Origin of the sequence: Natrialba taiwanensis DSM 12281 (assembly GCF_000337595.1) — an archaeon.
Taxonomy (GTDB): Archaea; Halobacteriota; Halobacteria; order Halobacteriales; family Natrialbaceae; genus Natrialba; species Natrialba taiwanensis.
Genome location: NZ_AOIL01000042.1, coordinates 195,201 through 217,913 on the forward strand (window position 1 = coordinate 195,201; position 22,713 = coordinate 217,913).

Below are 22,713 nucleotides of genomic sequence, written 5' to 3' on the forward strand. Positions count from 1 at the left end.
CGTGCTTACGACCGCCAGTACGCCTGCGTCAAGAGTACGAGTACCGGGAATATCTCGAGTCGGCCGAGCCACATGTACAGTACCATCAGGAGTTTTGAACTCCAGGGGAAACTCGCATAGTTTTCCATCGGTCCGACGGCACCGAAGCCAGGGCCGATGTTGCCAAGCGTCGCAATCGATGCACTGACAAGGTCGATCGTCCCGATGTTGTATCCGATCCGGGCGGTGTCGACGGCAAGCAGCAGGATACCGACGAAAAAGAGCACGAAGTACAGGAGCGTAAACGCGTAGATTCCCCGGATCGCATCCTCGTCGAGGACCGAGCCGTTCATGCGAACGGGACGGACTGCCTCCGGGTGAATCGACGTGAACACCTCTCGTCGAAGCGATTTGAGGATGACCAGCCAGCGGAGCATCTTGATCCCGCCGCCGGTCGAACCCGTACTCCCGCCGAGAAACATGACGAACAGCAAGAGCGCCTGTGCCGGACCCGCCCAGTTGTTGAAATCGGTACTCGCGTACCCGGTCGAGTTCATCATGGAGACGATCTGGAACGCGGCATGGCGGAACGCGGATTCGATCGAGTTGGAGAACCCGGCACCCGTCGTCTCGAAGAAGAGGATGCCCGTCCCGATGAGTGTAAACAGCGTGGCCGCGCCGAGATAGAATCTGAACTCGGTGTCACGGACCAACGCCCATCGGTCGCCCGAGATCATGTGCCACCAGAGGACGAAGTTGATGCCGGCGATGAACAGGAACGGGACGAAGAGCCACTGAACGACAGGAGAGAAGGCTGCGATACTCTCTCCTTTGGGGGAGAAGCCGCCGGTTGGAAGCGCCGTCAGCCCGTGGGCGATGGCGTTGTACAGGGTCATTTCCGTCGCGTACCCCGTGACCTGCAGACAGTACAACAGCACGATAAAGAGGACGGTAAACCCGAGATACGCGAACCAGAGGACGCGGGCCGTCTCCGCAATATGTGGTGTGAGCTTCGAAATTCCGGGGCCGGGCGTCTCGGCTTCCATTAACTGCGCCCCACCGACGGCAAGTTGGGACAGGATCGCGACGGCGAGGACGATGATTCCCATGCCGCCGAGCCACTGGGTCAGCTGTCGCCACATCATGATGGCGTGGGAGTGTTCCTCGACGGAAATCGTCTCCATCACGGTCGCGCCGGTCGTCGTGAACCCGCTCATGCTCTCGAAGATCGCATTGATCGGCTGTGCGATGCTGCCGGTTCCTGCAAGGATGTATGGCAGAGCTCCGAAGAGCGTCGCAAACAGCCAGGTGAACGCGACGACGAAGAACGCTTCCCGCGCGCCCGGTTTTGGATTCGGATCGAGTTCTCGAAGGACGAGTCCGAACGCGGCGGTGACAACCATCGAGACGACGAATTCCAAGAGGTCTTCTCCACCGTACCAGAGTGAGACGAGAATGGGGAGGACGAATGCGACCGAGAGTAATGCGAGGAGCGTCCCCACTAACGCCAATCCGGCCCGCACGTCGACGTAGAGCCGCCGTCCCATCAGATCACCTGTGAGACCGTCTCGAGTACGGCCGCATCGACGAAGACGACGACGTGGTCGCCGGGTTGGATAACCGTCGTCCCGCGAGGTGTGATGAGTTTGCCACTACGCGAAATCGCACCGATTACGACGCCATCCGGGAGTTCGGTCGTTGCATCGGAGATCTGCCGTCCCGAGAGGATGCTGTCCCCGCCGATCTCGACCTCGATCACCTCCGCCCGGTCGTGTTCGACCATGGCGATTTTCTCCGTCTTGTCGGTTCGGGTGAAGCGAACGATCTCCTCCGCGGTCACCTCGCGCGGATTCACGGCCACGTCGATACCGACTGTCTCGAAGAGTTCGGCGTACTCGTGGTTCTCGATGACGGCGACTGTCCGGTCGACGCCGAGACGACGGGCCAGCAGGGAGACGAGCAGGTTCTTCTCGTCGCCGTCGAGGGCCGCGACGACGATGTCCGCCTCGTCGACGTGTTCGCGCGAGAGGAACTCGGCGTCGGTCGCGTCGTTTTCCATCACCATCGTGTTCGGCAGTTTCTCGGCGCACTCGCGGGCGCGGTCGTGCTCTTGCTCGATCAGGCGCGGGTGAAAGCCGTGCTCTTCGAACTCGCGGGCGGTCTGAAAGCCGATTTCGCTGCCGCCGACGATAACGACCTCCTCGGTGCTGTTGTCGTGCGTACAGACGATGTCATCGGCGAACCCGGAAACCGAGTCGGGGCTTCCGATAACGACGACGCAATCGCCGGCCTGAATATCGGTTTCGCCCGTCGCGACGATCATCTTCTCATCGCGGAAGATTGCGGCGAACGTCAGCGAATCGTACTGGTCCGCCTCGCTGACCGTCGAGTTGGCGACCGGACTATTCGAGCCGATTTCGAACTCGACCATGTGAACGAGTCCCCCTGCGAACATCTTGACGTCCTGTGCGGCGGGAAGCCCGGAGATACGAAAGATCGTCTGCGCGGTAAGCAAGTCCATACAGACCATGAAATCGACGCCGAACGCTTCCTGGGACCCGGTCCAGGTTTCGAGGAGTGTTCGCCGTCGCACGCGGGCGATCGTAAACGTTTCACCGGCCGCCTTCGCGGCCCCGCAGATGACGACGTTCGATTCGTCGTCGTCCGTGCAGGCGATGACCAGTCCCGCCCGTTCGATACCGGCCTCCTGCAAGGTCCCGATTTCGGTGCCGTCTCCCTGAATCGCCAACACGTCGAGTGAGTACGTGAGTTCCTCGACGGTGTCCCCGTCTCGGTCGACGACGACGACCTCGTGTGTCTGCTCTAGATTCGCAGCGATCGAGCGACCGACCCTGCCAGCGCCGACGACGATTACGCGCATTCGTCGCTCACCTCATCCATGAACGCACCGTCGTTCGCCGATACTAGTGTATGTATCGATCACCGCTCGTACCAATCAAATACGAATTCGGAAGGAAACTTATAACTCTATTTCTGAAAGCGAAAGTAGGTAGAGTTATATTCGGCCATTAGAAATACTGTCAGCAACACACAGATGCAGTTTCCATCGCAAACCGAGCGCTATCGCTGCGCTATCCCCCGCTTTGGGGCCCTGGCTCTTCTTCGACTGCCCTGTGCCAGCCGGACCGTCCCGATATCCAACCGATTATACTTCACGCCACACTACGCATCCACACGCGTTCACGGCACCTTTCGCACTACCACAACCCCCCTCTCCGCTGTCACTGACCACGGATCACGGATCACGGGCCACTGACTACTGACTACTGAGCACCCATCACCCATTCACCATGTATATCGTCATCGTCGGCGCAGGCAATATCGGATCGAACCTGATCGACCTCGCAATTGCGGACGGCAACGATGTCGTCGTCATCGAGGAGGACGACGAACAGGCAAGCGTCGTTGCGTCCGAGTACGACTGCCTCGTCCTCAACGCCGATGCGACCTCCCACAGCACCCTCGAGGACGCAACTATCGACCGTGCGGACGCCGTCATCACCACCACGAACATCGACGCCGTCAACATCATGGTCATGTTGCTCGCACAGGAACACGACGTTCCGAACCTCGTCAGCGTCGTCCACGACCCCGAAAACCTCCCTGTCTTCGAAAAGATCGGCGTCACCCTCATCGAAAACCCACAGCGGCTGATCGCCGACTACCTCTATCACTCGATTCGCTACCCGAACGTCAGCGACTTCATCGAACTCGAAGATGACACTGAACTCGTGGAGTTGACTGTCACCGAAGATGCGCCGATGAGCGGCGAACCGCTCAAAACGGCCACGAGTTCAGGCGTGCTTCCCGACGGGTGTCTCGTCGTCGCGCTCAAACGAGGCGAGGAGATCCGAGCGCCGAAAGGGGAGACGATCATCCACCCGGGTGACCAGGTCACGGTGTTTACGGACGATGTCGCACTGGCTGATGCAGTTGCAGCGTTTACGGGCGATCACCCATAGTAATGCAGTACGAGACAGTCGGGCGGGACGTGGGCCGGATCGTGCAGGTCGTCTCGCTGATGGCGTTTCTCTCCATTCCGGTCGCACTCATCAATGGCGAGTTCTACGCGGTGCCGGCGTTCGCGGTTTCGGGGGCCTTGATGCTGGCGATCGGGGTGGCGCTCGCTCGCACGTTCATCGATGCGCCCGATCCGGGCAAACGCCACGGGATGCTCATCGCGGCGACGGCCTGGGGAGTCATCGGCGTCCTCGGCGCACTTCCGTTCTTGCTGATCGCGTGGACGATCACCCTCGATCCGTTTCCGGCCTGGCTGAACACGCCGGGAATTACCGAGACGACCGCTGCCTTTCGGCTGCCGCTCAACGGTATTTTCGAAAGTATGAGTGGCTTTACCGGCACCGGGTTGACGATGGCCGCGGTCGAGGAGGACCTTCCGCGGTCGCTGCACTGGTGGCGGTCGTTTATCGAGTGGGTCGGCGGCGTCGGCGTCATCGTGCTCACGGTGGCTATCCTCGCACGGCCCGGAAGCGGTTCGTTGACGCTCTACGAGAGCGAGGCCCGGTCGCAGAAGATCCATCCCAGCATCGTTTCGACGGTCCGTGAAATCTGGAAACTCTATCTCGGATTTACGCTCGCCGGAATCGCACTGTTCGTCGTCGTCGACATGCCGATGTGGGACGCGATCAACCACGCGATGACGGCTATCGCAACCGGCGGCTTCTCGGTCCGCGCCGCGTCGATCGGCTCCTACGGTAATCCACTGATCGAGTACGCCGTCATCCCGGTTATGGTCGCCGGCAGCATCGCGTTCCCGATCCACTACCTCATCCTCAAAGGCGAGATTCGAAACATCTACGCGGATCTCCAGACGAGATGGGTGCTCGGCTGGTTCGCCCTCGGTGGAGTCGCATTAACTGCCGTGTTGCTGCTCAACCAGCAGTACGAGGGGATCGAAGCGACGTTTCGGACCGCGCTGTTCCAATTCGTTTCTGCGACCTCGAACGCGGGATTCGGGACGACGACGATCGGAAACGGAACGGAACGCGCCTGGACGACCGGTGCGACGTTACTCGTCTGTCTCGGCATGCTGACCGGTCCGGCGGCCGGTTCGACTGGCGGCGGTCTCAAACTCATCCGCGTCGCCACGCTGATCAAGGGAACGCTGTGGCAAATCCAGAGCGTGTTCGTCCCCGCAAGTGCGGTTCGACAGCTCGAACTCGGCGATCGAACGCTCGACGAAGAACAGATCCACCGCGAGTTCACGGAGGCCGCGATCGTCCTCATCCTCTGGCTTGCAGTTCTCGCGCTCGGGATCGCCGTTTTCCTGTGGGCGCTCGCTCCGGACTATCCGCTCGAATACATTATTTTTGAGGTGATGAGCGCACAGAGCACCGTCGGACTCGATGCGGGTATTACCGGACCGGAAATGCCGACCGTCCCGAAGACGATGCTGATCTTCAATATGTGGGTTGGTCGTCTGGAAATCATCCCCGTTGCTGTGTTGCTAAGTGCTGTCCTCCGTAATGGGACCCACTCGGCGTAGCCGAACGCCGGCTCGCCGTTTCACTTTCGTGTGACACTGACTATCCGTGCTGTTTTCGCATCGAAAATATAGCCCCCGTCGCGTATTGGATCGACGTACCGTAGTTATATATTCTCTCGTCACACAGAAATATCCATGGGACACGGGACCGACGGTAGTTACCGACTCGATGAAATCGATCGTCGAATCATCTATTCGTTGATGACTGATGCTCGGAACACGTCGGCCCCCGCGATCGCCGAGGATGTCAGCGTCTCCGGGGCGACGATCCGAAACCGAATCTCCCAACTCGAAGACCACGACATCATCGACGGCTATCACGCAACCGTCGACTTCGAACACGCCGATGGCTCGCTGATGAATCTCTTTCTCTGTCACGCACCGTTCGGCGATGTCGAGGGGCTCGCCCGTCGAATCGGCACGATTCCGGGCGTCATCAACGTCCGCGAGCTCATGGGCGGCCGGATGAATCTCCACGTCCTCGCCGTCGGCACGAACACGAGCGACCTGCGACAGATCGGTCGTGAACTCGCGACCTTAGACGTCGAAATCGAAGACGAGTTCCTCATGCAGAACGAACACGACTTCCCCTACGGTCCGTACGGTCCGGCTGACGATCACCGCCGCGAACCGCTGGCGGATTCCATCAGTCTGACCGGCGGTGCCGAAGTGGTCGAGGTGACCGTCCACGAGGAGGCCCCGATTGCCGGGCGCACGCTCGAGACGGCAGCGGACGACGGTATCCTCGAAGAACAGACGCTCGTCATCGCGATCGAGCGCGACGATACGGTCATCACACCACACGGCGATACCGACATTAGACCCCACGATGTCGTGACGGTGTTCTCACCGAACGGCACCGACGAACCTGCACTCACGGGCTTTCGCGGGCCGGATGGGACCACACAGACGGCGACACGACTCACCTAAGATGCCACTCCACAAACTCCTCCCGGAGTTCCTCCAGCGGGAGGACGAGACGGCGAACGAGCCGGACGGGCCGGTCCTTCACGAGTGTCGACACTGCGGTTCGAAGTTCGATGACGCCCCGACGACGTGTCCGGTCTGTGGGGCGAGCGAAATTGCAACCTACGAGTTCAGTAGTGAGCCTCCCGATGACTCTTCGAACGGGAACGAAACCGATGCTGCGCCGGATGAGACGGATACTGACGGAAATTCTGGGCCCGACTAACAGTATACGAGGGCAGTGGAGAACGCTTCCAGTAGCTGCAGCCAATCGACCCGCCCTGTAAGTGAGACCGTGCGAAGTGACCGGGACACGAAGCGATAGCGCAACCGCAGACACCCGAACAGCTATCCGAGCCGCCGTCGAACTACCGTGCCATATGTCACATTATACCACAGTAGGGAAAACGCTCGAACAGACCGTCGCACGGTATCCGGACCGCGAGGCCATCGTCTATCCGCGCAAGGATCACCGCTTTACGTACGCCGAGTTCGACGAGCGCGTCGATCGGCTGGCGAACGCGTTCGCCGACCTCGGAATCGAACGAGGTGATCGAGTCGCGACGGTATTGCACAACGGCTCCGAGTTCGTCCTCACCGTCTACGCCTGTGCGAAACTTGGGGCCGTCATCACGCCGCTGAACTTCCGGCTGGCCGCCGGCGACATCGAGTTCATCGTCTCCGATGCTGCGGCTGAACTCGTTGTCTTCGAGGCCGCGACGCGGGAAGCCGTCACGGCCGCGAGACCTGAACTCGAGTCGGTCGAAGAGTACGTGTATATCGACGGGGAGGGGCCGTCGTACGCCCGTGAGTTCGACGCGTTGCTTGCGTCTGGCGATGCCGAACACCCGTCGGTCGACGTTTCCGAGGACGATGCCTACGCGTTCATCTACACGTCGGGGACAACGGGCCGGCCGAAGGGAGTGGTCCACGAGCACCGGGACATGGTGGATCACAATCTGTTGTGTATCGCCGAGATGAACGTTACACGGGACGATGTCGGCCTATCGGTCATGCCGCTGTACCACTGTGCGGAGTTACACTGCAGTCTGTTCCCGCGCGTTCAACGCGGCGCGACGACGGTTATTCTCCACGAGTTCGATCCGGCAGTCGCGCTGGACGCGATCGAGGAGTACGACGTGTCGTTCCTGTTTGCCGCGCCGACGGCTTGGAACGGACTGTCGTTGACGGCCGCCGACCGCGATGTCGACGTCTCCTCGCTGCAACTTGGACTGTACGGCGCTGCGCCGATGCCGGAACAGGTACTGGAGAACTGTCGGGAACACCTCTGTGAGGACTACATCCAGGCGTACGGCATGACCGAGATCGGCCCCGCGGGCGTCTTTCAGCGACCGGAAGATCAGCTTTCAAAGCAAGGGTGTGCAGGACTGCCGGCGCTCAATCACGAACTCCGGATCGTCGACCCCGACGCGGACCCGGATTGGGAGGTCGCACAGGGTGAAATCGGCGAGATACTCATTGCAGGTCCGTGTACGATGCGCGAGTACTGGAATCGACCGGACGCGACCGCACGGTCGCTGCGCGAGGCCGACGGGACGACATGGTACTACACCGGCGACCTCGGCTATCGCGACGCGGACGGCTACCTCTACGTGGTCGATCGGAAGGACGATATGATCGTCTCCGGTGGCGAGAACATCTATCCGGCCGAAGTCGAGGACGTGCTGTTCTCTCACGCCGGCGTCGAAGCGGCCGCCGTCGTCGGTGAACCCGACGAAGAGTGGGGTGAGCGCGTCGTTGCCTACGTCGTCGGAGACGGGGTTACCGCGGACGAACTGGACGCGTTCGCCCTCGAGAGCGACCAGTTGGCCGACTTCAAGCGCCCGCGAGAGTACACTTTCGTCGAGGAACTCCCCACAAACCCGAGCGGGAAGGTCCAGAAATTCAAACTTCGCGAGTCCGACGACGCGGCGCGCGACGACGCCGAGACGGAGGCTGCAAGCGGAGCCGATTCGGACGCAGACCCCGCGGAGCCCTGAGGGCCGCTAGCTGCTGCAGTCACGTCCGTATTCTGTGTCCTGAACACTCACTCAAAAATGAGGATAGTCCGCGCTGATACGTCTGCGACCAACTCCAAACCGTATTTACTGCCGCGGCTAAAAGGACTCCACGATGGAACGCGGGTCGCCGGATTCGTTCACGCGTATGGGCACACTGGGGATCGAAGAGGAGTGTTTCGTCGTCGACGAGCGCGGTCGGCCCACGAGCGGCACCGACGAACTCGTCTACGAACACGACCCCCCCGAAATCCTCGCCGATCGACTCGACCACGAACTGTTCAAGTTCGTCATCGAAACCCAGACGCCGCTCATCGAGGACCCCGCAAACGCGCGGGAGGCGTTGCTCGAAATCCGCCGCGCACTCGTCGACCACGCCGAGCGCCACGGCTTCCGGATCGCCGCTGCCGGCTTGCACCCGCTTGCAAAGTGGCGCGAACTCGAGCACGCGGAAAAACCCCGCTACCGAGCCCAACTCGATCGCATCCAGTACCCACAGCACCGCAATACGACCGCCGGCGTTCACGTCCACGTCGGCGTTGATGACGCCGATAAGGCCGTCTGGATCGCCAACGAACTGCGGTGGTACGTCCCAATCATGCTCGCGCTCTCGGCGAACTCGCCGTACTGGGACGGCTTCGACACCGGCCTCCAGTCCGCCCGCGCGAAACTCTTCGAAGGACTCCCCAACACCGGCATGCCGACCTACTTCGAGGACTTCGAGGACTTCGACCGCTTCGAACGCCGCATGCTCGCGACCGACTCGATCAACGACCGCGGCGAACTCTGGTACGACGTCCGCCCGCACACGGAACACGGCACCGTCGAACTCCGAACACCCGACGGCCAGGCCGATCCGGATATCGTGATGGCGTTCGTCGAATACGCCCACGCCCTCGTCGAAGCGCTGGCCGAAGAGTACGAGGACGGCACCCCCAACTCCCGCCACCGTCGCGAACTCTTAGACGAAAACAAGTGGCGCGCGCTGCGCTACGGACACGAAGCGTCGTTCATCGATCGCGAACTCGACGGCACCGTTTCCCTCGGCGACGTCGTCGACCGCGAGTGCGACCGGCTTGGCATCGACGGCATCAAACGGGTCTACGAGCGCGAAAGCGGCGCGAGCAAACAGCGTCGGCTCCTCGACACGGCGGGCCCGGACACACTCTGTGAGAGTCTGCTCCTTGAACTCGAGTGACGGACCACTTCTCTCCGGTGCGCGGTTGAACGGCCCTGTCTCGCGGATTCGATCGGTATCGGTTGTGGATCCGATTTTCGATCAGTATCACCCGCGAAGACGTTTTTACAGGGCGTGTACGCGTCCCAATACGGCAGTCACGCCGCAATTTGAAACGAAGTAACGGCGAATACCACCTCCGGTCGGCCGGTTAGGCGGGACGATCTCGCTTCCGAAGACGGCCTCCGCCGGCTAGGTTACATATCCTCGTCGCTCGTCTCGTTGTCCATACCGTTCTCTTCACTAGTGTCGTTCTCATCGCCCATCCCGTCCGTTTCATTTCCGTTCTCTTCACCGTCCGTTTCGTTCCCCATCCCGTTTTCTTCGCCGTTCGTCTCGTTACCCATCCCGTCTTCGTCACCTGCCCCGTTCTCATCGCCTATCCCGTTTTCGTCGCCGGTTTCGCCGTCGGTCGCCCCGTCATCCGTCTCGTTCTCCGGATCTTCTCCAGTATCGCCACAGCCTGCGAGTGCGGCCGCACATACGGTACCACTGACTGCGATCAACCGTCGCCGCGTGAATCGATCGGTCATTATCGTACCCTCGCTCCATACCCGGACGCCGTTCCCCAAGAGAATGTGCTACCTATCCGGTTCACGGAGAGTGACAAACGCCATTTACGTTCTCTGATATCCGATTCGGAATAAATATGTGATAACACGGCACTTGAACTCGTTCCGCTGAAGGTATGCATACTCTCGAAATCGCACACGGACGCCGAGTTCACATCTCTCAGATGGCAGTTACGTACGCGGTAGCCGCCCGCGGTCTGTGGACGGTCCGGGCGGTGTTTTGCCAGACTACTCGGGTGCGCTAGCAACTCGGACCCGACATCAGCGACGAACACGAGAGAGCGTTCCGCGGTACCAGGACCCGCTCTTAGCAATGACGGTCGCGCGCCCGGTCGCGATCGGAGTTCGGTCCAAAACACCGGCGCGGTTGGCCGATGGCTGCGAACATGATCGAGATGCCCACTAGCGTCCCGCCCGCTCTCACTCGATGACAGTCCGTTCGTACGGGCTGCTGTCAGTCAGTTCCGGCGCGCTCGCGATCCGTCCTGTGTCCTGTGAGTGCGCCAGGAAATCGGTACCGCAGACTTTCTCAGTCGTCCTTCCCGACGCTGATGACCTGCACGAGCGAGTAGACCGGGACGCCGTCGATCTCCTCGAGCCCCTGTTTGTCGGCGAGGACGACGCAGGCAAGCGGTTCACCGCCTTCGGCACGGATCGCCTCGATCGTCTCTCGCATCGTCGTGCCGCTGGTTATGGTGTCGTCGACGATGTAACACTCGCGGTCACGGATACCGGCGAAGTTTCGAGAGAAGGTCCCGCCGAGGTCCTCGATGTCGCCTTCCTCCCACTGGTGTTTTGCCGGCGTGTAGGTGCCGAGATCGGTCTCGAGTTCACGTGCGACGAGCGTTGCGATGGGGCCGCCGGCCTTTTCGATCCCGATGGTGAGGTCGACGTCCTCGCCGTGTTTGGCCAGCAGATCGGCCATCGCGGCGGCGACGTGACTCATTCGCTTGCTGTCGCGTCCGATGGCGGCCCAGTCGACGTGGATGTCCTGTGGACGGCTCCCATTTTCCGTCGTCGCGTCCGCTCCCGTCGGCGCCGACTGTGCTGGCCCCCCTTCGGACTGGGTCGTCGCGTCGCTTCGCTCGACGAGCCAACTCGCCGTCTCCCGGGAGACGTTCAGTTCGTCCGCGATTTCGCCCTTCGAGAGGCCGCGGGCTGCGAGTTCAGCCGCGCTCTCGATGAGATCGTCGACGTTCTTCATATGCCGTTCTTTCGGACGCGGTTTTTATAGTCGTATCGTCCGATGAGAAATGAGCCGCGACATGACGTGTCGTTGACTTTCCAATCGGCGGCTGGCCGAGTCGATCACCGTCAAGTACTGCCACAGGACGGAAAACGATTATCTCCCTGCCACTGGCTCTACGTACCATGGAGCGATACGACCTCGTCTATCGGCTCTACGACGAGTACGAGACGGAGACGTTGCGAGAGTACCAGGAGTTCGTCGATGTCTTCCCCGCGGTCGACTCGCGAGTGGCACTCGAGCACTGGCAAGATGCAAGCGATGAACTCGAGGCGCGAAAGGACGAGATTCGCGGCGATTTCGCGGCCGGCGGAACGTTTGCGGAAATCGTCGCGCGGGCGACCCGTGAGCAGGCCTTTACCGCGCTCGATCTCGACGCCAAGTACGGCCGTGACGTAAACGTCCTCGTGCTGGACGTCGACGAAACGCTGCGGTCGGCGGGCGGGACGGATAACGAAATCCCCCGCGAAACGCTTCACGTGCTGACCGAGTTCCACGAGGCCGGCGTTCCCATCGTCATCTGCACGGGCCAGACCTTAGAGAACGTCAAGGGATTTGCCATCCAGGGGCTCGGCAGCGAAATCGTTCACTCCGGAAATCTCTCGATCGTCTACGAGGCGGGAACGGGCGTCTTCACCCCAGGCCACGGCGCGGAGACGAAGCAACTGCTCTACGAGGATCTGGATGCCGAGATCAGGGACGTGTTCGACGACGTGCGCTCGCGCGTGCTCCCCGAGGCATCCGAAGACCTCCGGCGGGGCTGTCACTTGCAGGGCAACGAGTTCAACGTCACGATGAAGCCGAACTACGAGACCGGGTCCTCGAACGCCCGCGAGATCATCGACGAGGCGCTGGTCTATCTGCTCGACCTGCTTGCGGACGCAGTTGCGACGATTTTCGCGTCGACGGACGCTGACGGTGACGGCGACCACGAACTCGACGAACAACCGATTACGGACTGGACGCGCACCTTTTACGCCGCTCAGGACCCCGAGATCAGGGCCGTCCTCGAGAGCGAGGGTGGCTATCCCGACCTGGAGGCCGCCGCCGTCCCGGACGAACTCGAACGGATCCTCGAGCGGATCGACGTGGCCTATTACGAGGCCGATGCGGCCGAAATCGGGAGCCTCGAACTGAACAAGGTCGTCGGCGTCGAACGCGCGCTCGACGTGCTCGACGTCACGGACCCGTTCGCGCTCGTGATGGGCGACTCGAAGAGCGACCTGCGGGTCATGCGGTGGGCCGCGGAGAACGGAACCGGAATCGCGGCCGCGCCGGAACACGCCTCCCGCGATACCATCGAGCACGTCCTCGAGACGGATGAACTCGTTTTCGATCGCGGTCGAAGCGTCGATATCCTGCGAACGGTGTACGCCCTCAACCGGTTTGCGAGACTGGGATAACGCGCTCGCCGCGACGCGGTGCTATCCGCAGTACTCGGTCCCTCATTTAAACCGCTGGAACACAAAGGCCGGGCCATCAACCGACAAGACGACATGTTTTCGTACTAGCGCGATCCGGCCAGGGCGATCACGAGCGAGCGTGTCGGGCCACTCACAGGCGCGTTGAGCGGTGGCCACGTATCGCACCTGCTGTCGCGATCAGAGGTCCTGAGATGTTTCCCCTCAAACTCAACGTCTCCGACGACCGCGGTGTCGTTCGCCAACCGACCCGTCGGACTGTGGAGAGTATCACGCTTTCCGGCGGCAGACCGGACGCTTCGGTCGGGGTGAGATTCCGATGACGACTATTGCCGTCATCTCCCTGCCGGTCGATGAGTTCGCGCTCGGCGAGACGGTCGACCAGTTATCGACCGTTTCCGTTCGCGTCGAGAGCGTCATCGCCGAGGGACCCGCTCGAACGGTTCCGTTCGTCTGGTTCTCGGGCGTCGACAGGGACGAACTCGAGACGGCACTCGAGGCGGATCCAACGATCGCAGCGTACTCACGCCTGCTCGCGAGTTCGGCTGAGGATGCGGGGGCAGATGCGACGAGTGAGGTGACTGAAACGGCCGACACGGACGCTGACTCGACCGACTGGTTCTACCAACTCCGGTACGGTGAGGGAGTGCGGTCCGTCTGCAGTTCCATCTACGAGGGCGACGGAGCCGTTCTCGACGCCCAGATAACCGACAGTCGGTGGACGTTGCGGCTCCTCTTTCCCGAGCGCGAGGATCTCTCGGACGCGGTCGCTGCGATCGAATCACAGGACGAGTCCGTCCGCGTCGACGTAAAGCGACTGGTCGAGGCCGGCGACGACGAAATCGAGACCACGGCCTCGCTGACCGACCCGCAACGGGAGGCCATCGCCGAAGCCTACCGCCAGGGCTACTACGACGTTCCCCGCGAGATCTCGCTCGAAGAACTCGCGTGTGAACTCGACATTTCACACCAGGCACTCTCGGAACGGCTCCGACGGGCGAACCGCGTTCTTGCAGGCGAACAACTCGACGATCCGACGGGCGAGGTCGCAATGGAGTAGCGAGGTCACGGAGCACACAGTATATTCGTCGGCGACTCCTATCGTGGCATGTGACCGCTCTGAACGGGTACGATGCGATCGTCTACGACCTCGACGGGACGCTCGTCGATCTCGACGTCGACTGGGATGCCGTCGCGTCCGACGTTCGTGCAGTGTACGACGACGCAGCCAGCGAGCCGCCCGGTGACGATCTCTGGGCGATGCTCGAGGGCGCAGCCGAGGCGGGCCTCCTCGAAGCGGTCGAGGAGACGATCGCCAGCCACGAACGAACGGGCGCACGGACCGCACCGCGACTCCCGTTCGCGGCCGACCTCGAAGCCCGGTCCGTCCCGATCGGCGTCTGCTCGCTCAACTGCGAGGCCGCCTGCCGACACGCACTCGCAAAACACGGCCTCACACGGGCAGTCGATGTCGTCGTCGGTCGCGATACGGTCGCCACCCAGAAACCCGATCCGGAACCGCTGCTCGCCGCCGTCGGTGAACTCGGTGTCGAGCCCGAGCGGGCGGTCTTCGTCGGCGACTCCGAGCGGGACGAGCGGACGGCACGGCGAGCCGGCGTCGACTTCGAGTACGTCGGCGATGGACCGTCCGGCGTCTAAGTCTACGACCCACTTCGAGTTCACCGAACGGCTGAATCCAGCGTTCCGGAGCCGTCAGCGCTGTGCTCGCTTTGCGTAGACAAAGACACCCGCCGCAACGAACAGCCAGATGACTGCCCCGACGCGGATCGCGAACTCGGCCCGCGAGCCCCACGTCGGTAGTTCGGCGGCCGTCGAGAGGAGTGCGACGAGCGGCGAACCGGCGACGATCGTGACGACGAAGGTAACCTGCATCACCCACCCGTAGTCGACGCCCTCGGGTGTGGTCGTTTCGACGGGTTCTGGCACGGTTCAGACTCCCGACCCAGTCCTCTTAAGCGTCGCGGGTCACTCGCTCAACCGCCGCCAGTGCGGGCGTCGGTGAAGAGAAGAACGGTGCTGTTTACTACTCGAACGCCAACACGTGACTATGCCCACAGTCAGGGACCTGACCGCGATGGCGGGTGAGAAACCGATCACGATGCTGACGGCCTACGACGCGCCGACGGCCGAACTCGTCGACGAGGCCGGTGTCGACGTTATTCTCGTCGGTGACAGCGTCGGCAACACCTCGCTCGGTCACGAGTCGACGCTGCCGGTAACCGTCGACGATATCGCGCGTCACGTCGGGGCCGTCTCGCGCGCCACCGACAACGCCCTAGTCGTCGCCGACATGCCCTTCCTCTCCGTCGGCGTCGACGACGCCGAGAGCATCGAGAACGCCGGCCGCATGCTCAAAGAGGAAAACGCCGAGGCGGTCAAACTCGAGTGCGGGCCCCACACGGTCGATCTCACCGAGAAGATGGTCCAACTCGGCATTCCGGTGATGGCCCATCTCGGCCTGACACCCCAGCACGTCAACCACTACGGCGGCTATCCCCGACAGGGGACCGACCGGGAGGCCGCCGATCGCATCCTCGACCTCGCTCGGGAACACGAAGCCGCCGGCGCGTTCTCGCTCGTCCTCGAACACATCCCGTCGAACCTGGCGGCCGAGATCACGGCTGAACTCGACATTCCGACGATCGGCATCGGTGCCGGGCCGGCGTGTGACGGCCAAGTGCTCGTCGTCGACGACGCGATCGGGCTCAGCGAGTGGTCGCCGTCGTTCGCCGAGCAGTTCGGTTCCGTGCGCGAGGAGATGGAATCCGCCGTCGACGACTACGTCTCCGCAGTCGAATCCGGCGCGTTCCCCGCCGACGAACACAGCCACGAGGCCGAGGACCTCGACGAACTGTACTGATCTGCTTTTCTGCGTTCCGGTCCGTTCCCGATTCCGCCTGCAATCCGCCGCAACCACTGTAACCGCACCTCGAGTATCACCCCGACACGACCGCCATTCGCCATCCGCCACACAGAAACTCGATCGTCACTCCCAAATCGACTCGACAAAGCCGCTCACAGCGTCGTTGAACGCCGCCGGTCGCTCGAGCATCGACAGGTGTGCCGCGTCGTCAATCTTGACTGCTCGGGCATCGTCGATTTCGTCGACGAGGAACTCGTGATACCGCGGCGGCGTCAGCATATCGGCCTCGCCGTAGACGACGAGCGTCGGCACGTCGATCTCACCGAGTTCAGCGCGAACGTCGAACGCGTGGCAGGTCTCGAAATCCCGGCGGGTGACCGCCTGCCCGCACGCGCGCATCTGCTCCTTCGAGTGCTCGACGAGTTCAGGATCGGCATCGTGAAAGAGCCGATCGGGGCCGTGGAGGAACTCGATCGCCCGTTCGAAGTCGCTCGAGAGCCACTTGCGCAGGTCGTCAAGAACGCCGAGGCGGGCACCCGTCCCGGTCAACACGACGGCTGCCGGGCTGAACTCGTCGGCGCGTTCGAGTAGCACGTGCAAGACGAGTGCTCCGCCGAGCGAGTTCCCGACCAGGACCTGACTGTCGGTTTCCGTTGCGACGGCGATAACGTCGTCGGCGTAGGCCGAAAGTGCCGTATATCCCCCGCTCGCGTCGACGTCGTCCGAGTCGCCGTGGCCGCTCAGGTCGAGCGTGACGACCGGTGTTCGATCCGCGAGTCGGTGCTGGGACTTCCAGATGTCTTTCGTGCCGCCGCTGCCGTGGACGTAACAGACCGTTGGACCGTCACCACCTCGATCGGTGCACTCGTAGGCCGTCTGCCGGCCGTGGTGAGATATCTGCTGCATAGGTGATGAACGACCGGGGAGCGTATAAAGACTCCATCGGAGCGGTGGGGCGGTGAGGGCTGCCTGTGCTGTTTAAGTCCCGAGTGTCACCGCCTCGTCCGCCGCGTTTTGAAGCGCATCGGAGCGACCGTGCGATCCCGGCGCGATTGCAATCGTTTCGATACCTCGTGTTCCGGCGTGTTCGAGAGCGGGCTTGAAGTCCGTATCTCGCGAGGCGATCGCGAGGCGGTCGATTGTCCCGTCACAGGATAGTGCGGTCGCATCGACGGCGAGTTTCACGTCGACATCGCCACTCGTAACGATGACTTCGAAGCCGCGCGCCTCGGCCGCCTGAATGAGGCCGGGAGTTGCGTGTTCGTCCAAGTAGAGCCTGATAACGCCGACACGTCCGAGTTCACGCGCAGCCGTCCGGAGGTCGTCGAGGTCGATATCGAACTCGTCGCGGAAGACGTTCGGTCCATCGACGAGCAGCCCGACGGCTAGTTCCCGCTGTTGCTCGGGGGTAGGATCGGGGGCGAGACGGGCGCGAACGCGATCGAACATACCGAGCGGTAGCCGCGGGCCCGGGATAGGTGTAGCGAAACGAGTCGTGCCGGTCCCGGTATGGCGGTCGAGCTGGCGCTCCAAGCGATCTTTTGATGCGGAAACTATAGTGCTGTTTATCGATAACTCGGTGGGCTATTCGAAAAGACAATTGTCATTGGTTATTGATTAATGATATTTGATGATAGGGAAGCTCTACATCCGCACATGTACAGTAATAAATTCTAACCTGTTTCATAACGCTTTAATAGAATGTCAGTATTTCTCATGTCGTATCATGTCTCGTGATACCAAGAGAAATATCGGGCGGCGATCGGTATTGAAAGCAACCAGCGCACTGGGGGCATTCCTGGGACTTGGTGGAGTTACCAGCGCAACACCTGGACGGAGTCCGGGTCCGAAAAAGGACGAGATTGTCGTCGGAGTATCGGACTCCGTCTCGGCCAGTAAGGCGACGATCGACTCGAAACTGCCGAGTAAGGCGACGATCGTTCACACGAACGAGACGCTCGGATACGTCGCCGTCGAGTTCCCGAGCAGGGCTTCGACGCAGGCGCGGGAGAATTTCAAGCGAAACGTCCTCGAAGCGGACGACGTCGAATACGCGGAGGACAACGCGACCTACGAGGCCATCGCAACGCCGAACGATCCACAGTACGGCCAGCAGTACGCCCCACAGCAAGTCAACTGTGAGGCCGCCTGGGACGTCACCTACGGCGATCCCGGCGTGACGATTTCGGTCGTCGACCAGGGGATCCAGTACGACCACGAGGATCTCGAAGGGAACATGGACGGGAGCATCTCGAACTACGGCGACGACTTCGTCGACAACGACGGCGATCCGTACCCGGTCAGTGCCAGCGAAAACCACGGCACTCACGTCGGTGGAATCGCCGCCGGCGGAACGGACAACGGAACCGGTCACGCCGGAATCAGCAACTGTTCGCTCCTGTCGGCCCGCGCACTCGGCGATGGTGGCGGCGGGTCGCTTACGGACATTGCCGACGCAATCCAGTGGTCCGCCGACCAGGGTGCCGACGTGATCAACATGTCCCTCGGTGGCGGCGGCCTCAGCCAGACGCTCTCGAACGCCTGCGAGTACGCCAACAACCAGGGCTCGCTGCTGGTCGCTGCCGCCGGAAACGACTACGGCAGCAGCGTCTCCTATCCCGCGGCCTACGAGACGGTCATGGCCGTCTCCTCGCTCGACGAGGGCGAGACCCTCTCCGCGTTCTCGAACGTCGGCCCGGAGATCGAACTCGCCGCACCCGGCGGGAACGTCCTCTCCTCGATTCCGTGGGACGACTACGACACCTTCTCCGGCACATCGATGGCCTCGCCCGTCGTCGCCGGCGTCGCCGGGCTCACGCTCTCCGCTCACCCGGAACTCTCGAACGCGGAACTGCGGAGCCACCTGCAAAACACCGCCGTCGATGTCAATCTCTCCTCGGAGGAACAGGGACACGGCCGCGTCGACGCCGGACAGGCAGTTACGACCGATCCCGGAGATGACGACAACGGCGGCGGCGACGATCCGGGTGAGGGTACCTGTGGTGACGAGACGAATACCGAAACCGTAGAGGGCGAACTCAGCAGTAACAACCCGAGCAACTCCTCCTCCTACACGCTCGAGACGGCGAATCCGTGCAGCGCCACCGTCTCGCTGAGCGGCCCGTCGAGTGCCGACTTCGACCTCTACCTGACCCTCGACGGTCGCACGCCGACCACATCGGACTACGACCGCCGCTCGTACAACTGGGGCTCGGACGAGGAGATCACGGTCGATCTCTCCGGTAGCGAGGAACTCGGCATCCTCGTCGACCAGTACAATGGCAGTGGCTCCTACACGCTGACCATCGAAGAACTCGGCAAGTAACCCGGACCCTGAGTCCGAGTTCACTCACCTGCGGGCAGCGCGCTGCGCTGGAACTCGTTGCCACCTGTCCACATCCAGCAGTCGTCCCAGCGTAGCGCACGCGGTGTCGCCAGCACCGCCAGCACTCCCTGGCAGTTTCTTTTATCGGTTGTCGTCCGCTGATGGACTATCGAAATCACAAAAGACCTTACTACCCCGGGCGTGTCCTCCCGAGTATGCCGCTTCAGACGCCGCCATTGCGTGGAATCCACGACGAACGGGGGGCCAAGTTTACGGAGTTTGGCGGCTGGGATATGCCGGTCGAGTTCGACTCGATCCAGGCCGAACACGAGGCCGTCCGAGACGCCGTCGGCATCTTCGACGTCTCCCACATGGGTCAGATTCACGTCACCGGGCCGGACGCGACGACGCTGATGCAGCGGCTCACCTCGAACGACGTGACCCGCCTCGGCGTCGGTGACTCCCAGTACGCCGTCCTCACCGACGAGGAAGGCATCATCATCGACGACACGGTGATCTACCGGCTGCCGGACGAGGACGGCGACCCGACCTACCTCTTCGTCCCGAACGCCGGGACCGACGAGGAAACTCACGAACGGTGGATCAACTACCGCAACGAGTTCGACCTCGAGGCGACCGTCGACAACCGCACCGATGAGTATGCCATGTTCGCCGTCCAGGGGCCGGACGCAGCCGAACTCGTCGCAGCCGTCGCCGACGAGTCCGTCACCGATCTGAATCGATTCCAGGCGATGACGGCGACGATCGACGGCATCGAGTGCTGGACCGCTCGAACCGGCTACACCGGCGAGGACGGGTTCGAACTGATCGCTCCGTGGGAAGACGCCGAACGGATCTGGTCGCAGTTCGAGTGCCAGCCCTGCGGTCTCGGCGCGCGAGACACCCTTCGGATCGAGGCCGGACTCCTGCTCTCGGGCCAGGACTTCGACCACGAGTCGAACCCTCGAACCCCCTACGAGGCCGGTATCGGCTTTACCGTCGCGCTCGACACCGAATTCGTCGGCCGCGACGCGCTCGACCGAGCGCGCGAAGACGGAGCCGAGGAAGAACTCGTCGGCTTCCAGCTGATCGACCGCGGGGTTCCGCGCCACGGCTACGACATCACGAACACCGACGACCGCGTCATCGGGACCGTCACGAGCGGCACCATGAGTCCGACCGTCGACCAACCTATCGGACTCGGCTACGTCCCGAGCGAATACGCAGAACCCGGTACGACCCTCAACGTGGTCGTTCGCGGCCGATCGAAAAAAACGCGCGTCGAACCGACGCCGTTTATCGATACGGTATAAGTACGGCTGTGTGTATACGGCTACGTAGCGGCACAGACTCGTACTCGTCGTCTCCCGGCATCGTCCAAGGACCGTCCAGAGACGGACGGAGACACGACCAGCGACACGAAGCGCACAGACACACGACACAGACGCAGATTCCAAGACACACCAATGAGCTTCGACATCCCCGACGACCGACGATATCAGGATTCCCACGAATGGGCACTCGAAACAGAAACCGAAACCGACGCAGACGGCCGAATCCGCATCGGCATCAGCGACTTCGCACAGGACGAACTCGGCGACGTCGTCTTCGTCGAACTCCCCGACGAAGGCGAGGATATCTCCCGCGGTTCCGAGTTCGGCGTCATCGAATCCATCAAAGCCGTCTCCGATCTCTACGCGCCGGTCAGCGGCGAGGTCGTCGCCGTCAACGACGACCTGTTCGACGCTCCTGAACTCGTCAACGACGACCCGTTCGGCGACGGCTGGATGCTCGAAGTCGACGCCGCCGACGCTGACGAACTCGACGCGTTGCTCTCGGCCAACGAGTACGAAGAGCAGGTCGCCTGATCGCGGATCGCTCCGCGCGACAGCGCGCAGTACTCAGTCCCGTTCGGCGTCCGAATTCGTTCCCGCACCGTCCTCGGTAGCTGCCAGCTTTTCTGCCCTCGTTCCAGTTTCGGTCCCATTCTCGATCTCAGTCTGGGTTTCTGGTCCCGTCCCCGTTCCCGTCTCCGCCGTAGAGACCGCCTCGTCGCTCCCGCTCGCGACCGGGACGGCTCGCGATCGATTGACCGCGAGCAACACGACACCGACGATACCGACCGCTCCGGCCGCCCAGAGGACCCAGAGAACCGGCTCGTCGATGACGAAGACAGTCGCCAGCGTCACCAGATAGCCGACTGTCAATGCGAGCGTCAGTCGCTCCGTCCACTCCATCTGTTCGACCCTCTCACTCGAGACTCGCGAGTTCATCGAGTAATTCCTCGAGCGGCGTCGATGTCACGGCGAGCGAGTAGCCGTCGATCCGTGCCAGATCGGCCGCGTGCGGCCAGAGATCCGCTTCGTCGAGGCCATGCAGGATCACAGCGTTCGGCGTCGGATTGAGGACGCGAAGCGCGACCGCCGTGGCCTCGCCGCGCGTCACGCTCGTAAACACGAGCACGCGGTTCGTGCTCTGTCCGTAGAGTCGGAAGAACTCCTCGCTCGAGAGGCGGGTGATCGCCTCGATGCTATCGATGACGGTGTGGCCGTTGATTCGGTCCGTGTTTCCGTCGACGACCTCCGTCGCGCCGACGCTGTCGTACACCTCCGAGAGGCGAACTGAACTCGGATACTCGCGAAGGTCGAGGACGACATCGCTGTCGAATCCGGCCGAGAGAACGCGTCCGTACTGGCGAATCCGGTTGCCGCCGCGGCGTTCGTCGATTGCGAGCAGCCCATCGACGAGCCGACCGACAACGCCGATCCCGGGGCTCTCCCGCCGGCCGCTCTCATAGTCGGAGATGACCGACGAAGAGACGTCGAGTTCGGCGGCGAGGTCCGTCTGGGAGGTGTCGAAGTCGGTTCGCCACTTGCGAAGCGTCGCACCGGGGTCGTCACTCAGTGTGATTTCGCCGGCAATCTTCTCTGCGAGTTCACGTTTCGGCCCGCGTCCGCCCATAGTCATCTCATGGGTCGGACGGTTGGCTCAAGTAGCTACCGGACCGATCACGGCAGGGAGATCAGCTCGAAAAGTGAATGTATGGACGTTTTGCCTGCAAAATCCGATGCGGCCGCTCCCAGTCCGTTCATACTGCCGGACAAAAGTCAGTGAACACTCGATCACGTCTCACGGATCGTCGCTCATGCCGACGACCGTTCGAGTGCGATCGACGTGTGAATAGTTTTGTCCGGCAGTATCAGGCGTTGTTCATCCGCTTGCTCTCACGGTTCCCGCAGCGCTGGCACTCGCGAACGCGGTACGGTTCTCGCGAGTAGCGTGCATTGTCCCCCTCGCCGCCTTCAGTAACGAGTTGTACGGATACTTCGTGTAACGTGTCAACTTCACAAACTTCACAGGGTTCAGTCATCCCATTTGACACCCCATCAGTCGTTGCCATACTCGTCACTCTCACCTAGAGATGATATATTCCGGTCAGGGACTTCTTGCACGGAGAAGGGGTATATATAGGTATTTTCACGATCTGAGAATAGCGGCAAGTATAGATACTATATATCTGACACGACGTTGAATCGTG

23 protein-coding genes are annotated in these 22,713 nt (G+C 62.0%); 13 read left to right on the plus strand and 10 right to left on the minus strand.

Features of this window, described 5'->3' with window-relative positions:
• Window positions 1–5 precede the first annotated feature (5 nt).
• Together C484_RS11540 and trkA are read right to left on the minus strand one after the other, a co-directional pair.
• Entirely contained in the window at window positions 6–1,526 is a 1,521-nt protein-coding gene (locus tag C484_RS11540; RefSeq protein WP_006826113.1) for a TrkH family potassium uptake protein, read from the minus strand.
• Window positions 1,526–2,860 (minus strand): Trk system potassium transporter TrkA, encoded by a 1,335-nt coding sequence (gene trkA, locus C484_RS11545; protein ID WP_006826114.1) that lies wholly within the window; start codon window positions 2,858–2,860, stop codon window positions 1,526–1,528. Before trkA ends, C484_RS11540 begins: the two co-directional genes overlap by 1 nt.
• 430 nt (window positions 2,861–3,290) lie before the next feature.
• On the opposite strand from trkA, the gene C484_RS11550 reads away from it, so the two are divergent.
• The 6 genes from C484_RS11550 (at window position 3,291) to C484_RS11575 (ending at window position 9,688) form a co-directional block, all read left to right on the plus strand.
• A complete protein-coding gene (locus C484_RS11550; RefSeq protein WP_006826115.1) occupies window positions 3,291–3,962 on the plus strand; it encodes a potassium channel family protein in 672 nt (223 codons plus the stop codon).
• A 2-nt stretch (window positions 3,963–3,964) separates the two neighbouring features.
• The gene (locus tag C484_RS11555; RefSeq protein WP_006826116.1) at window positions 3,965–5,506 is read left to right on the plus strand and encodes a TrkH family potassium uptake protein; all 1,542 of its coding nucleotides are present in this window, start codon (window positions 3,965–3,967) and stop codon (window positions 5,504–5,506) included.
• Between the two features lie 135 nt (window positions 5,507–5,641).
• A complete protein-coding gene (locus C484_RS11560; protein ID WP_006826117.1) occupies window positions 5,642–6,436 on the plus strand; it encodes an Lrp/AsnC family transcriptional regulator in 795 nt (264 codons plus the stop codon).
• 1 nt (window position 6,437) lies between these two features.
• Window positions 6,438–6,698: a hypothetical protein gene (locus tag C484_RS11565; protein WP_006826118.1), complete on the plus strand. Its 261-nt coding sequence runs from the start codon at window positions 6,438–6,440 to the stop codon at window positions 6,696–6,698.
• Window positions 6,699–6,852: 154 nt separating this feature from the next.
• Window positions 6,853–8,472, plus strand: coding sequence for a long-chain-fatty-acid--CoA ligase (locus tag C484_RS11570; protein ID WP_006826119.1), 1,620 nt, complete (start codon window positions 6,853–6,855; stop codon window positions 8,470–8,472).
• 133 nt (window positions 8,473–8,605) lie between these two features.
• Window positions 8,606–9,688, plus strand: coding sequence for a glutamate--cysteine ligase (locus tag C484_RS11575; RefSeq protein WP_006826120.1), 1,083 nt, complete (start codon window positions 8,606–8,608; stop codon window positions 9,686–9,688).
• Window positions 9,689–9,924: 236 nt separating this feature from the next.
• On the opposite strand, the gene C484_RS11580 is transcribed toward C484_RS11575, so the two are convergent.
• Both C484_RS11580 and gfcR read right to left on the minus strand, forming a co-directional pair.
• On the minus strand, window positions 9,925–10,260 hold the full coding sequence (locus C484_RS11580) for a hypothetical protein (protein ID WP_006826121.1): 336 nt from the start codon (window positions 10,258–10,260) through the stop codon (window positions 9,925–9,927).
• Window positions 10,261–10,828: 568 nt separating this feature from the next.
• Window positions 10,829–11,503 (minus strand): transcriptional regulator GfcR, encoded by a 675-nt coding sequence (gene gfcR, locus C484_RS11585; RefSeq protein WP_006826122.1) that lies wholly within the window; start codon window positions 11,501–11,503, stop codon window positions 10,829–10,831.
• Window positions 11,504–11,670: 167 nt separating this feature from the next.
• Between gfcR and C484_RS11590 the strand changes: the two genes are divergently transcribed.
• From C484_RS11590 to C484_RS11600, 3 genes are all read left to right on the plus strand, one after another.
• Window positions 11,671–12,948 (plus strand): HAD family hydrolase, encoded by a 1,278-nt coding sequence (locus C484_RS11590; RefSeq protein ID WP_006826123.1) that lies wholly within the window; start codon window positions 11,671–11,673, stop codon window positions 12,946–12,948.
• Between the two features lie 337 nt (window positions 12,949–13,285).
• Window positions 13,286–14,026: a helix-turn-helix domain-containing protein gene (locus C484_RS11595; RefSeq protein WP_006826124.1), complete on the plus strand. Its 741-nt coding sequence runs from the start codon at window positions 13,286–13,288 to the stop codon at window positions 14,024–14,026.
• Window positions 14,027–14,076: 50 nt separating this feature from the next.
• Complete coding sequence (locus C484_RS11600; protein WP_006826125.1) at window positions 14,077–14,625, plus strand: HAD family hydrolase; 549 nt, start codon at window positions 14,077–14,079, stop codon at window positions 14,623–14,625.
• Window positions 14,626–14,679: 54 nt separating this feature from the next.
• Here C484_RS11600 and C484_RS11605 read toward each other — a convergent pair whose 3' ends face one another.
• Complete coding sequence (locus tag C484_RS11605; protein ID WP_006826126.1) at window positions 14,680–14,913, minus strand: DUF5822 domain-containing protein; 234 nt, start codon at window positions 14,911–14,913, stop codon at window positions 14,680–14,682.
• A gap of 121 nt (window positions 14,914–15,034) precedes the next feature.
• Here C484_RS11605 and panB point away from each other — a divergent pair, with 121 nt between their 5' ends.
• Window positions 15,035–15,847 carry a 3-methyl-2-oxobutanoate hydroxymethyltransferase gene (gene panB, locus C484_RS11610; protein WP_006826127.1) on the plus strand — a complete coding sequence of 271 codons (813 nt, stop codon included), beginning with the start codon at window positions 15,035–15,037 and terminating at the stop codon, window positions 15,845–15,847.
• A 126-nt stretch (window positions 15,848–15,973) separates the two neighbouring features.
• On the opposite strand, the gene C484_RS11615 is transcribed toward panB, so the two are convergent.
• Window positions 15,974–16,756 (minus strand): alpha/beta fold hydrolase, encoded by a 783-nt coding sequence (locus tag C484_RS11615; protein ID WP_006826128.1) that lies wholly within the window; start codon window positions 16,754–16,756, stop codon window positions 15,974–15,976.
• 72 nt (window positions 16,757–16,828) lie between these two features.
• Window positions 16,829–17,299 carry an NYN domain-containing protein gene (locus tag C484_RS11620; protein ID WP_006826129.1) on the minus strand — a complete coding sequence of 157 codons (471 nt, stop codon included), beginning with the start codon at window positions 17,297–17,299 and terminating at the stop codon, window positions 16,829–16,831.
• Window positions 17,300–17,576: 277 nt separating this feature from the next.
• On the opposite strand from C484_RS11620, the gene C484_RS11625 reads away from it, so the two are divergent.
• From C484_RS11625 to gcvH, 3 genes are all read left to right on the plus strand, one after another.
• Window positions 17,577–19,175, plus strand: coding sequence for a S8 family peptidase (locus C484_RS11625; protein WP_049915363.1), 1,599 nt, complete (start codon window positions 17,577–17,579; stop codon window positions 19,173–19,175).
• A gap of 215 nt (window positions 19,176–19,390) precedes the next feature.
• Window positions 19,391–20,488: a glycine cleavage system aminomethyltransferase GcvT gene (gcvT, locus tag C484_RS11630; RefSeq protein ID WP_006826131.1), complete on the plus strand. Its 1,098-nt coding sequence runs from the start codon at window positions 19,391–19,393 to the stop codon at window positions 20,486–20,488.
• Between the two features lie 153 nt (window positions 20,489–20,641).
• Entirely contained in the window at window positions 20,642–21,043 is a 402-nt protein-coding gene (gene gcvH, locus C484_RS11635) for a glycine cleavage system protein GcvH (RefSeq protein WP_006826132.1), read from the plus strand.
• A gap of 33 nt (window positions 21,044–21,076) precedes the next feature.
• Here gcvH and C484_RS11640 read toward each other — a convergent pair whose 3' ends face one another.
• The 3 genes from C484_RS11640 to C484_RS22350 form a co-directional block, all read right to left on the minus strand.
• Window positions 21,077–21,448, minus strand: coding sequence for a hypothetical protein (locus tag C484_RS11640; protein WP_239640970.1), 372 nt, complete (start codon window positions 21,446–21,448; stop codon window positions 21,077–21,079).
• Window positions 21,426–22,136, minus strand: a complete 711-nt coding sequence (locus C484_RS11645) for a helix-turn-helix domain-containing protein (RefSeq protein WP_006826134.1) — start codon at window positions 22,134–22,136, stop codon at window positions 21,426–21,428. Before C484_RS11645 ends, C484_RS11640 begins: the two co-directional genes overlap by 23 nt.
• Before the next feature lie 238 nt (window positions 22,137–22,374).
• The gene (locus C484_RS22350; protein ID WP_006666566.1) at window positions 22,375–22,575 is read right to left on the minus strand and encodes a DUF7835 family putative zinc beta-ribbon protein; all 201 of its coding nucleotides are present in this window, start codon (window positions 22,573–22,575) and stop codon (window positions 22,375–22,377) included.
• Window positions 22,576–22,713: the final 138 nt, after the last annotated feature.

What these genes read in the sequence shown, in the direction of transcription:
- C484_RS11640 (WP_239640970.1), bottom strand. Translation starts at nt 21,448, where the DNA reads ATGAACTCGCGAGTCTCGAGTGAGAGGGTCGAACAGATGGAGTGGACG.
- C484_RS11575 (WP_006826120.1), top strand. Translation starts at nt 8,606, where the DNA reads ATGGAACGCGGGTCGCCGGATTCGTTCACGCGTATGGGCACACTGGGG.
- C484_RS22350 (WP_006666566.1), bottom strand. Translation starts at nt 22,575, where the DNA reads ATGGCAACGACTGATGGGGTGTCAAATGGGATGACTGAACCCTGTGAA.
- C484_RS11540 (WP_006826113.1), bottom strand. Translation starts at nt 1,526, where the DNA reads ATGGGACGGCGGCTCTACGTCGACGTGCGGGCCGGATTGGCGTTAGTG.
- C484_RS11565 (WP_006826118.1), top strand. Translation starts at nt 6,438, where the DNA reads ATGCCACTCCACAAACTCCTCCCGGAGTTCCTCCAGCGGGAGGACGAG.
- panB (WP_006826127.1), top strand. Translation starts at nt 15,035, where the DNA reads ATGCCCACAGTCAGGGACCTGACCGCGATGGCGGGTGAGAAACCGATC.
- C484_RS11645 (WP_006826134.1), bottom strand. Translation starts at nt 22,136, where the DNA reads ATGGGCGGACGCGGGCCGAAACGTGAACTCGCAGAGAAGATTGCCGGC.
- C484_RS11560 (WP_006826117.1), top strand. Translation starts at nt 5,642, where the DNA reads ATGGGACACGGGACCGACGGTAGTTACCGACTCGATGAAATCGATCGT.
- C484_RS11625 (WP_049915363.1), top strand. Translation starts at nt 17,577, where the DNA reads ATGTCTCGTGATACCAAGAGAAATATCGGGCGGCGATCGGTATTGAAA.
- C484_RS11590 (WP_006826123.1), top strand. Translation starts at nt 11,671, where the DNA reads ATGGAGCGATACGACCTCGTCTATCGGCTCTACGACGAGTACGAGACG.
- C484_RS11550 (WP_006826115.1), top strand. Translation starts at nt 3,291, where the DNA reads ATGTATATCGTCATCGTCGGCGCAGGCAATATCGGATCGAACCTGATC.
- C484_RS11580 (WP_006826121.1), bottom strand. Translation starts at nt 10,260, where the DNA reads ATGACCGATCGATTCACGCGGCGACGGTTGATCGCAGTCAGTGGTACC.
- trkA (WP_006826114.1), bottom strand. Translation starts at nt 2,860, where the DNA reads ATGCGCGTAATCGTCGTCGGCGCTGGCAGGGTCGGTCGCTCGATCGCT.
- C484_RS11555 (WP_006826116.1), top strand. Translation starts at nt 3,965, where the DNA reads ATGCAGTACGAGACAGTCGGGCGGGACGTGGGCCGGATCGTGCAGGTC.
- C484_RS11595 (WP_006826124.1), top strand. Translation starts at nt 13,286, where the DNA reads ATGACGACTATTGCCGTCATCTCCCTGCCGGTCGATGAGTTCGCGCTC.
- C484_RS11620 (WP_006826129.1), bottom strand. Translation starts at nt 17,299, where the DNA reads ATGTTCGATCGCGTTCGCGCCCGTCTCGCCCCCGATCCTACCCCCGAG.
- gcvH (WP_006826132.1), top strand. Translation starts at nt 20,642, where the DNA reads ATGAGCTTCGACATCCCCGACGACCGACGATATCAGGATTCCCACGAA.
- C484_RS11570 (WP_006826119.1), top strand. Translation starts at nt 6,853, where the DNA reads ATGTCACATTATACCACAGTAGGGAAAACGCTCGAACAGACCGTCGCA.
- gfcR (WP_006826122.1), bottom strand. Translation starts at nt 11,503, where the DNA reads ATGAAGAACGTCGACGATCTCATCGAGAGCGCGGCTGAACTCGCAGCC.
- C484_RS11615 (WP_006826128.1), bottom strand. Translation starts at nt 16,756, where the DNA reads ATGCAGCAGATATCTCACCACGGCCGGCAGACGGCCTACGAGTGCACC.
- gcvT (WP_006826131.1), top strand. Translation starts at nt 19,391, where the DNA reads ATGCCGCTTCAGACGCCGCCATTGCGTGGAATCCACGACGAACGGGGG.